Annotated in this window: 1 protein-coding gene; it reads right to left on the minus strand. The window is 69.1% G+C overall.

Going from position 1 to position 10,635, the window contains the following annotated elements; genetic code table 11:
- Positions 1-10,533: type I polyketide synthase (locus ABZX92_RS43500; RefSeq protein ID WP_355571660.1), on the minus strand; the 10,533-nt coding region annotated here is incomplete at its 3' end.
- Positions 10,534-10,635: the final 102 nt, after the last annotated feature.

Raw genomic sequence — 10,635 nt, forward strand, 5'->3', positions numbered from 1 at the left:
CACGCGGTTCTCCGCCAAGTGCTGGAGGACCTCCTCTTGCGAGCGGTCGTAGTCCAGCATCGGCTCCATCAACGGCGAGTGGAACGCGTGGCTGACCTTGAGCCGCTTGTTCTTCCAACGCTCAGCAACCGCAAGGACCTCAGCCTCGACCCCAGCGATCACCACCGACCGAGGCCCGTTGACAGCGGCGATCGACACACCGTCCGTCAGCCGCTCACGCACTTCTTCTTCAGACGCGATGACCGACACCATCGCCCCGCCGGCCGGCAACGCCTGCATGAGCGCCGCACGAGCCGTAACCAGAAGGCACGCGTCCTCAAGGCTCAACACCCCAGCGACATGCGCCGCCGCGATCTCACCGATCGAATGCCCGGCCAACTGCGCGGGCCGAACTCCGAACGCCTCCAACAACCGGTACAGCGCCACCTCAACGGCAAAGATCGCCGGCTGGGCGAACCCGGTCTGGTTCAGCGCCTCCGCGTCGTCCCCCCACATGACGTCCCGCAGCGCCGGATCAAGGTTGACGAGCGCGGCGTCCAACGCCTCCGCGAACACCGGGAACGCCTCGTACAGCTCCCGCGCCATCCCAAGCCGCTGCGCCCCTTGCCCGGAGAACACCACAGCCAGCGGCCGGTTCCTCACCACCCCGCTTGCCAGCTCAACGCCGTTCGCCACCACAGCCCGGTGCTCGAACAACGCCCGAGTAGTGGCCAGCGAGAACCCGACGTCCACCGCGGAAACGCCGCTCTCCACCAGCGCCACAACCCGCTCGACCTGAGCCTTCAACGAGCCGCGCGACTTGGCCGACACCACCACCGGCGTCGGAATCGATCCCGTCTGGGCCCCCCAGGGGGAGTCCGAGGTCCCCACTCCAATCGTCTCACCCGTGGCCGACAACTCTGTGCCGCGAAGATCGACAACGGCCGACTTGTCCACAGCCTCAGAGTTGTCCACAGATTCCAGCGAGCTCGGTTGACCAGCGATTTCGCCCGGTACGCTGGAAAACGGGGGGATCCCCGTGCCCGGCGCTTCCAAGATCACGTGCGCGTTCGTGCCCGAGACGCCGAACGACGAGACGGCGGCACGGCGCGCCCGGTCGACCGCAGGCCACGAGGTGTTGCCGGTCAGCAGCTGGACCGACCCGGCCTCCCAGTCCACGTGCGACGAAGGCTCGTCGACGTGCAAAGTCTGCGGCACAACACCATGACGCAACGCCTGGACCATCTTGATCACGCCCGCGACACCCGCGGCGGCCTGCGTGTGGCCGATGTTCGACTTGATCGAGCCGAGCAGCAAAGGCGACGGCCGGTCCTGGCCATAGGTGGCCAGCAAAGCCTGCGCCTCGATCGGGTCACCCAAAGTCGTGCCGGTGCCGTGCGCCTCGACCACGTCAACGTCCGCAGTGGACAGTCCAGCCGACGCCAGCGCCTGCCGGATCACCCGCTGCTGCGAAGGGCCGTTCGGCGCGGTCAACCCGTTGGAAGCACCGTCCTGGTTGACAGCGGAGCCGCGCACGACAGCCAAAACGTTGTGCCCGTTGCGAACCGCGTCGGACAGCCGCTCCAGCACGACCACCCCGACACCCTCGGACCAGCCGACACCGTCCGCCGAGTCGGAGAACGCCTTGCAGCGACCGTCCGGCGAGAGTCCGCGCTGCCGCGAGAACCCGATGAACGCACCCGGCGAAGCCAGCACGGTCACGCCACCGGCCAACGCCAGCGAGCACTCACCAGCACGAAGAGCCTGCATCGCCCAGTGCATCGCCACCAACGACGACGAGCATGCGGTGTCGAGAGTGACCGCGGGCCCCTCGAAGCCGAACGTGTAGGAAACCCGGCCGGACACGACCGAAGGCGAGCCACCGGTCGTCTGATACCCCTCGGAATCACCTTCGAGCAGCAGCGAGTAGTCGTTGTACATCACGCCGGCGAACACACCGGTCGGACTGCCCTTCAACCTGACGGGATCGATCCCCGCGCGTTCCAACGCCTCCCACGACGCCTCCAGCAGGAGCCTCTGCTGGGCATCGGTCGACACGGCCTCGCGCGGCGACATCCCGAAGAACTCCGGGTCGAACAGGTCCGCGTCGTGAATGAACCCACCGGACTTCGTGTACGAGGTGCCGACGTGGTCCGGGTCCGGGTGGTAGAGCGCGTCGAGATCCCAGCCGCGGTTCGCCGGGAACTCGCTGATGGCGTCCCGGCCGTCGACCACCAGGTCCCACAGCTGGTCCGGCGTCGCGACCCCACCGGGATAACGGCAGGCCATGCCGACGATCACGATCGGATCATCCGAAGTGGACACCAGCGCGGGCAGTGCCGGAACCGCGTCGGAGGCACCGAACAGCTCGTCCCGCAGGAAGCCGGCGAGCACCGCGGACGTCGGGTAGTCGAAGATCAACGTGCTCGGCAGCCGCAACCCGGTCACGCCGGTCAAACGGTTGCGCAGGTCGACCGCGGTGAGCGAGTCGAACCCGAGGTCCTGGAACGCCTTGGCCGGATCGACCGCCGCGACACCGTCGTGACCGAGCACGGCAGCGACCTCGGTGCGCACCAGCTCGAGCAGCGAAACCAGCCGCGCTTCCGGTGCCATCGCGGAAAGCCGCTGGACGAGCCCGGAATCCGCCTGAGCCGCGGCACGCCGAGCCCGAGTCCGGATCAAGCCGCGCAGCAACGGGCGGATCTCGCCGTGGTTGCGCAACGTCGCGAGGTCGAGGCGCAACGGCAGCAGCACCGCGTCCTCACCCGCGATCGCCGCGTCGAACAGCGCAAGCCCCTGCTCGACCGACAACGGCGGCGTGCCACCGCGTGCCATGCGCTCGGCATCGGCCTCCGACAGCATGCCGGTCTGGTTCCACGCACCCCACGCCAGCGACACCGCGGGCAGCCCAGCGGCTCGGCGGTGCTCAGCCAGAGCGTCGAGGAAAGCGTTGCCTGCGGCGTAGTTCGCCTGCCCCGCCGCCCCGAACGTCCCGGCAGCACTGGAGAAGATGACGAACCTGTCCAAGCCCTTCGCGAGCTCGTGCAGGTTCCACGCGGCGTCGACCTTAGGCCGCAACACATCAGCCAGACGCTCCGGCGTGAGCGACTCGACCACGCCATCGTCCAGCACACCCGCGGTGTGCACGACGCTGCGAACCTTGTGCTTCTTCAACACCTTCTGCAACGCCTTGCGGTCACTGACATCGCAGGCGACGACGGTGACGTGAGCGTCCAAATCGGACACATCCGCCTTGCCGGTCCTGCTGACCAGTACGAGTTCGTTGACGCCGTACCGTTCGACGAGGTGCTTCGCGATCACCCGCCCCAGCCCGCCGGTACCGCCGGTGATCAGCACCGGCCCGGTGAACTCGCCGGGCTCAGCCGCCTCCGCGCGCGCCAGCCGTGCCGCGAACACCTGCCCGTCACGCACCCGCAGCTGCGGCTCGTCGATCGCGAGAACCTGCTCGGCCACCTCGGCATCGGTGTCGATGAGCGTGAACCGGCCGGGGTGCTCGTTCTGCGCGGCCCGCACCAGGCCGTGCACCGCGCTCGCGGCCAGGTCGTCCTGGCGCGTCACGAACACCAGCCGCTCGGCCCGCTCCTCCGCGATCCAGCGCTGCACCAACTCCAGCGCGCGAGCAGCAAGCGCATGCGTCTGCTGAACGACGTCTCCGTCGCTGACGAACTCCTCCACCACCACAGCGGCCGCACCAGCCTGAGGCAGCGACACCGGCACCCAGTCGAGCCTGAACAGCGAGTCGCGGTCCACCGAGCTGACGTTCCGCACCGCTGCCCGCGTCACCAACGACCCGATCGTCGCCACCGGCGCACCCGTCGTGTCCGCCACCGCGATCACCCACGCGTCACCGTCGCGCCGCAGCCTGACCCGAACCGCCGAAGCTCCGGTGGCGTGCAGCGACACGCTCTCCCACGAGAACGGCAGCCCCGCCTCGGCTCCGTCGAAGAACCCGCCCGCGTGCAGGGTGGCGTCGAGCAGCGCCGGATGCAGCCCGAACGCTCCTCCATCCACCCCCTCGGGCAGCGCGACCTCGGCGAACACCTCGCTGTCGGTGCGCCACACCGCGCGCAGCCCCTGGAACACCGGCCCGTACTCGAACCCGTTCTCCGCGAACCGCTCGTAAGCCCCTTCAACGTCAACGCTTTCCGCACTGGGCGGCCACACAGCGGCGTCGAAGTCGCCGGCAGACGCACCGCTCGCCAGGAAGCCGGTCGCGTGCCGCGTCCACGGCACGTCCTCGCCGTCCGGCCGCGAGAACACCTCGACCGCGCGGCGCCCGTTCTCCTCGACCCCGACCGCGACCTGCACGCGCACGGCACCCTGCGAGGGCAGCACGAGCGGCGCGGCCAGCGTCAGCTCGTCGACGCGATCGAGCCCGACCTCGTCCCCGGCCCGCACCACGAGCTCCAGGAACGCGGTCCCGGGCAGCAGCACCTGCCCGAACACCCGGTGGTCCGCGAGCCACGGGTGCGAGCTCAGCGACAACCGGCTGGTGAACAGCATCCCGTCCGCACCGGCGACGTCGACCGCCGCCCCGAGCAACGGGTGTTCCACCCGCGTGAGGCCCAGCGCGCCGACGTCGCCGGCCTTGCGCACCGCCGCCGGCCAGAACATCTGGTGCTCGAACGCGTAGGTGGGCAGATCAACCTTCCGTCCACCCGTGTACAGCTGCGTCCAGTCAACATTGATTCCGTCAACATGTACTTGACCGAGTGCAGTCAACATTGACGTGACCTCACCGCGGTCCCGCCTCAACACCGCCGTGGAGCCGTCCACCATCGCGCTCAGCTGCGCGTCGGGCCCGACCTCCACCAGCGTCGCGTCACCCAGTCGTGTGACGTTCTCGTGGAACCGCACCGCGTCCCGAACGTGGTTCACCCAGTAGTCGGCAGACGTGACATCGCCGGATGTCGACATTCCGACAACCGGCTCGGCGAAGGTGATTCCGCTGATCGCCTCGCGGAAGTCGTCCAGCATCGGCTCCATCAACGGCGAGTGGAACGCATGCGACACCTTCAGCCGCTTGCTCTTCCACCGCTCAGCAACCGCGAGAACCTCAGCCTCAACCCCGGCGATCACCACCGATCGCGCACCGTTGACCGCCGCGATCGACACTCCAGCGGTCAGATGCGGCAACACCTCGTCTTCGGACGCGACAACCGACACCATCGCGCCACCGGCCGGCAACGCCTGCATGAGCGCCGCACGAGCCGTGACCAGCAAACACGCGTCCTCAAGGCTCAACACCCCGGCAACGTGGGCCGCCGCGATCTCACCGATCGAGTGCCCGACGACGTGGTCCGGCCTGACCCCGAACGACTCGATCAACCGGTAGAGCGCCACCTCCAGCGCGAAGATCGCCGGCTGCGCGAACCCGGTCTGGTTCAGCGCCTCCTGATCCTCACCCCACATGACGTCCCGCAGAGCCGGATCAAGGTTGACGAGCGCCGCGTCCAACGCCTCCGCGAACACCGGGAACGCCTCGTACAGCTCCCGCCCGGCCCCGATCCGCTGCGACCCCTGCCCGGAGAACAGGAACGCCAACGGCTTCCCGCCCGTGACCCCTTCAGCGACAACCTCGCCGTCAACCAAAACGGCCCGGTGCTCGAACAACGCGCGCGTAGTCGCCAACGAGAACCCGACGTCCACAGCGGACATCCCGCCGTCCACCAACGCCCGGACCCGCTCGATCTGCCCCTTGAGCGCCCCCGGCGTCTTCGCGGACACCGCCAACGGAATCGATCCGGCTTGGCTGGCCCCCTGGGGGGAACCACCCCCCATCCCAATCATCTCAGGCAGGTCTGACAATTCCCGCGCCGTCGAAGGAGCCTCGATGATCACGTGGGCGTTGGTGCCCGAGACGCCGAACGACGAGATGCCGGCACGGCGCGCGCGCTCAACCGATGGCCACGCACGGGACGAGGTCAGCACCTCGACGGCGCCGGACTCCCAGTCGACCTGTGTGGTCGGGGTGCCGACGTGCAGCGTCTGCGGCAGCACGCCATGTTGCAGCGCCTGCACCATCTTGATCACGCCCGCGACACCCGCGGCGGCCTGGGTGTGGCCGATGTTCGACTTGATCGAGCCCAGGTAGAGCGGCTCGGAGCGGTCCTGCCCGTAGACCGCGAGCAGCGCCTGGGCCTCGATCGGGTCGCCGAGCTTCGTCGCGGTGCCGTGCGCCTCGACGGCGTCGACATCGCCAGGCACCAGGCCGGCCGAAGCCAGCGCAGCACGGATCACGCGCTGCTGCGACGGACCGTTCGGCGCGGTCAAGCCGTTGGACGCGCCGTCCTGGTTCACCGCCGAACCGCGCACGACCGCCAAGACGGTGTGGCCGAGACGCAGAGCGTCCGACTGGCGTTCCAGCACCAGCAGACCGACACCCTCACCCCAGCCGGTGCCGTCGGCGTCGTCGGAGAACGCCTTGCAGCGCCCGTCCACCGAAAGACCGCGCTGACGGGAGAACTCGACGTAGGTGGTGGGCGTCGACATGACGGTCACGCCACCGGCGACCGCCAGCGAGCACTCACCCGAGCGCAACGCCTGCGAAGCCAAATGCAATGCCACCAAAGAGGAGGAGCAAGCGGTGTCGACCGTGACAGCCGGACCCTCGAAGCCGAAGGTGTAGGAGACGCGACCCGAAGCGATCGAACCCGCGCTGCCCTGCCCCTGGTGTCCTTCGAACTCTCCACCGTCCAGAATGGACGCGTAGTCGTTGTACATGACGCCGGTGAAGACGCCGGTCGCACTGCCGCGCAACGAAGCCGGGTCGATGCCGGACCGCTCCAGCGCCTCCCAGGTCGTCTCGAGCAGCAGGCGCTGCTGGGAGTCCGTGGCGAGCGCCTCGCGCGGTGACATGCCGAAGAACGCGGGGTCGAACGCGCCCGCCTCGTGCAGGAAGCCGCCTGAGATCGAGTAGGTCGTGCCCGCGTGGTCGGGGTCGGGGTGGTAGATGCCGTCGGTGTCCCAGCCGCGGTTCGTCGGGAACTCCGTGATGGCGTCGACGCCGTCAGCGACCAGCTGCCACAGGTCCTCGGGCGAGGAGACGCCACCGGGATAACGGCAGGCCATGCCGACGATGACGATCGGATCGTCCGAAGTGGACACCGGTGCGGGCAGCGTGGGCACCACGTCCGCGGCACCGAACAGCTCGTCCCGCAGGAAGCTCGCGAGCACCGCGGCCGTCGGGTAGTCGAAGGTCAACGTCGCCGGCAGCCGCAGCCCGGTGACCTCACCGAGCCGGTTGCGCAGCTCGACCGCCGTGAGCGAGTCGAAGCCGAGCGACTGGAACGCCCGCGCCGGGTCGATCGCCTCGCCGCCACTGTGACCGAGCACCGCGCCGACCTCGGCACGCACCAACTCCAGCAAGGCTTCCAGGCGACCGGCGTCATCCAGACCAGCCAGCTTCTGCACCAAGGAGGACGACGCGCCCGAAGCAGCCGTGCGACGCGCGCGAACCTTCACCAGCCCCTGCAGGACCGCCGGAACCTCGCCCCGCGCCCGGAACACCGGCAGATCGAGCCGCAGCGGCAGCACCAGCGACACGCCAGAAGACAGTGCGGCGTCGAAGAGTTCCACACCCTCCGCGGGCGTGATCGGCGGCATTCCCGACTTCGCAAGGCGTTCGGCGTCGGCACCGGACAACATGCCCGTCTCCGCCCACGCACCCCACGCCAGCGACACACCCGGCAGTCCGGCGGCGCGCCGGTGCTCGACCAGCGCGTCGAGGAACGTGTTGCCCGCCGCGTAGTTGCCCTGCCCGGACGACCCGAAGACGCCCGCGCCGGACGAGTACACGACGAACGCCGAGACGTCCGAAGCGAGCTCGTGCAGGTTCCACGCGGCGTCGACCTTGGGCCGCAGCACGGCGGACAACCGCTCCGGCGTGAGCGACTCGATGACACCGTCGTCCAGGACACCGGCCGTGTGCACGATGGACCGGATCTCGTGGCCCGCGAAGAGGTTCGCAACAGCGTGCCGGTCGGCGACGTCGCACGCCACCACGGTGACCGAGGCGTCCAGCTCCGCCACCCAGTCCGGCGTCTCGCCGCGACGGCTGACCAGCACCAGGTCGCGAACACCGTGCGCGGCAACGAGATGCCGCGCGATGACCTGACCGAGCCCACCGGTACCGCCGGTGATCAGCACAGGTCCTTCCAAGACGACACTCTCGCCGGCGGCGATCCGGGCGACGCGCGGCACGAACACCTCGCCGCCCCGCACCCGCAGCTGCGGCTCGGCGCTCGCGAGCACCGCGTCCGGCAGGTCACCGTCGGTCTCGACGAGCGCGAACCGGCCGGGATGCTCCGACTGCGCGGTCCGCACCAGCCCCCACACGGCCGACGCGCCCAGATCACCTTGCCGCGTAACGAAAATGAGCTTCTCAGCACGCTCGGCGGCGATCCATTCCTGGATCTTCGCGAGCACCTGAGCACTCAACGCGTGCGCGGCCTCGACCGGCGAACCCTCAGCTTCCACGCGTTCGACGACGTGCGCCGCCGGAACCGCGTCGGTCAGCGTGATCGGCACCCAGTCCAGCCCGAACAACGCCTCCTGCGCAGCACTGAGCTGCCGCGCCGACACGGCTCGCGTCACCAGCGACCCGACCGTCACCACCGGCGCACCCGTGGTGTCGGCGATGGCGATCTCCATCGAGCTGTCGCCGGTGGTCCGCAGCCGCACCCGCAACGACGTGGCTCCGACCGCATGCAGCGCAACGTTCTCCCACGAGAACGGCACCGCGCCCTCGGTCCGCTGGTCCGCGAACGCCACCGCGTGCAGTGCCGCGTCCAGCAACGCCGGGTGGATGCCGAAACCGGTCGCGCTCACGTCGTCAGGCAACGCGACCTCGGCGAACACCTGGTCGCCCAGCTTCCACGCGGCCCGCAACCCCTGGAACGCGTGCCCGTAGTCGAAACCGAGCTCCGCGAACATCTCGTAAGCACCCTCGACCGACACCGCCTCAGCGCCAGCAGGTGGCCACGCGGTCGCGTCGAAGTCCGCGACCGGCGTGCCACTCGCCAAGAATCCGGCAGCGTGCTCGGTCCACGGCAGATCGCTGTCCTCGGGACGGCTGTGCATCGCCACCGAGCGGCGCTCGCCCTCCGCTCCCACGCGGATCTGCACCTGCACGGCACCGGACTCGGGCAGCGCCAGCGGCGCCGCGATCGTCAGCTCGTCGACACGGTCGAGCCCCACCTCGTCCGCGGCCCTCAGCGCGAGCTCGACGAGAGCCGCGCCGGGCACGAGCACCTTGCCGTGCAGCGAGTGGTCCCGCAGCCACGGATGGGTCCGCAGCGACAGCCTGCTCGTGAACAGCAGGCCCTCGCCTCCGGCCAGCTCGACGGCGGCCCCGAGCAGCGGGTGCTCAACGGCGCCAAGCCCAGCCGACCGGACGTCCGACTTGGTCGACACCTCGGGCCAGAACCGCTGCTGCTCGAACGCGTACGTCGGCAGGTCGACCTTGCGGCCATGTTGACAGAACTTTTTCCAATCAACATTGACGCCGTCAACATTGATTCGACTCAACGCAGTCAACATCGACTTGACTTCGTCACCGCTGCGCCGGACCGCGGGCACGCAGCCGTCCACCATCGCGGACAGCACCCCATCGGGTCCGACCTCGACGAACTTCACGTCGCCCAGCGCGGTGACGTTGTCGTGGAACCGCACGGTGTCGCGCACGTGGTCGACCCAGTAGTCGACGTTGTTCACTTGTCCGGATGTTGACATGCGGACAAGCGGCTCGTTGAACGTCAGCCCGCTGATCGCCTCGCGGAAGTCCGCCAGCATCGGCTCCATCAACGGCGAGTGGAACGCGTGCGAGACCTTCAACCGCTTGTTCTTCCACTTCGCGGCGATGGCGAGCACTTCTTCTTCGACACCGGCGATCACCACCGACCGAGGGCCGTTGACCACCGCGATGGACACGCCATCGGTCAGATGCTCACGGACCTTCTTCTCGGACGCGACCACCGACACCATGGCGCCCCCGGCCGGCAACGCCTGCATGAGCGACGCACGCGCCGTCACGAGTTGACAGGCGTCCTCAAGGCTGAACACACCGGCGACATGCGCGGCCGCGATCTCACCGATCGAGTGACCGGCGATGTGGTCGGGCTTCACGCCGTAGAACTCGAACAACCGGTACAGCGCCACCTGGAACGCGAACAACGCGGGCTGCGTGTACCCGGTCTGGTTCAGCGCCTCCTGGTCACTCCCCCACATGACCTCGCGAACGGCGGGGTCGAGGTTGGCGAGCACGGCGTCGAGCGCCTCAGCGAACACCGGGAACGCTTCATACAGCCCGCGCCCCATCCCCACCCGCTGCGAGCCCTGCCCGCTGAACAGGAACGCCAGTTCCCCGGCCTTCGCCACCCCGGACGCCAGCACCTCGCCGTCGAGCACCACGGCCCGGTGATCGAACACCCCGCGCGTGGTCAGCAACGAGAACGCGATGTCCGCCGCGTCCCCAGGCCAGGCCTTGATCCGCTCGACCTGCCCGGCCAGCGCCCCGGCCGACCGCGCCGACACGACCAACGGAATCGATCCCGACTGGGGGCCCCGGGGGGAGTCCGAGGTCCCCACTCCAAGCGTCCCACGAGGGTCTGACGATTCCGGGCTCGCAAGATCGAC

It is taken from the genome of Lentzea sp. NPDC006480 (assembly GCF_040611995.1).
Classification (GTDB): domain Bacteria; phylum Actinomycetota; class Actinomycetes; order Mycobacteriales; family Pseudonocardiaceae; genus Lentzea.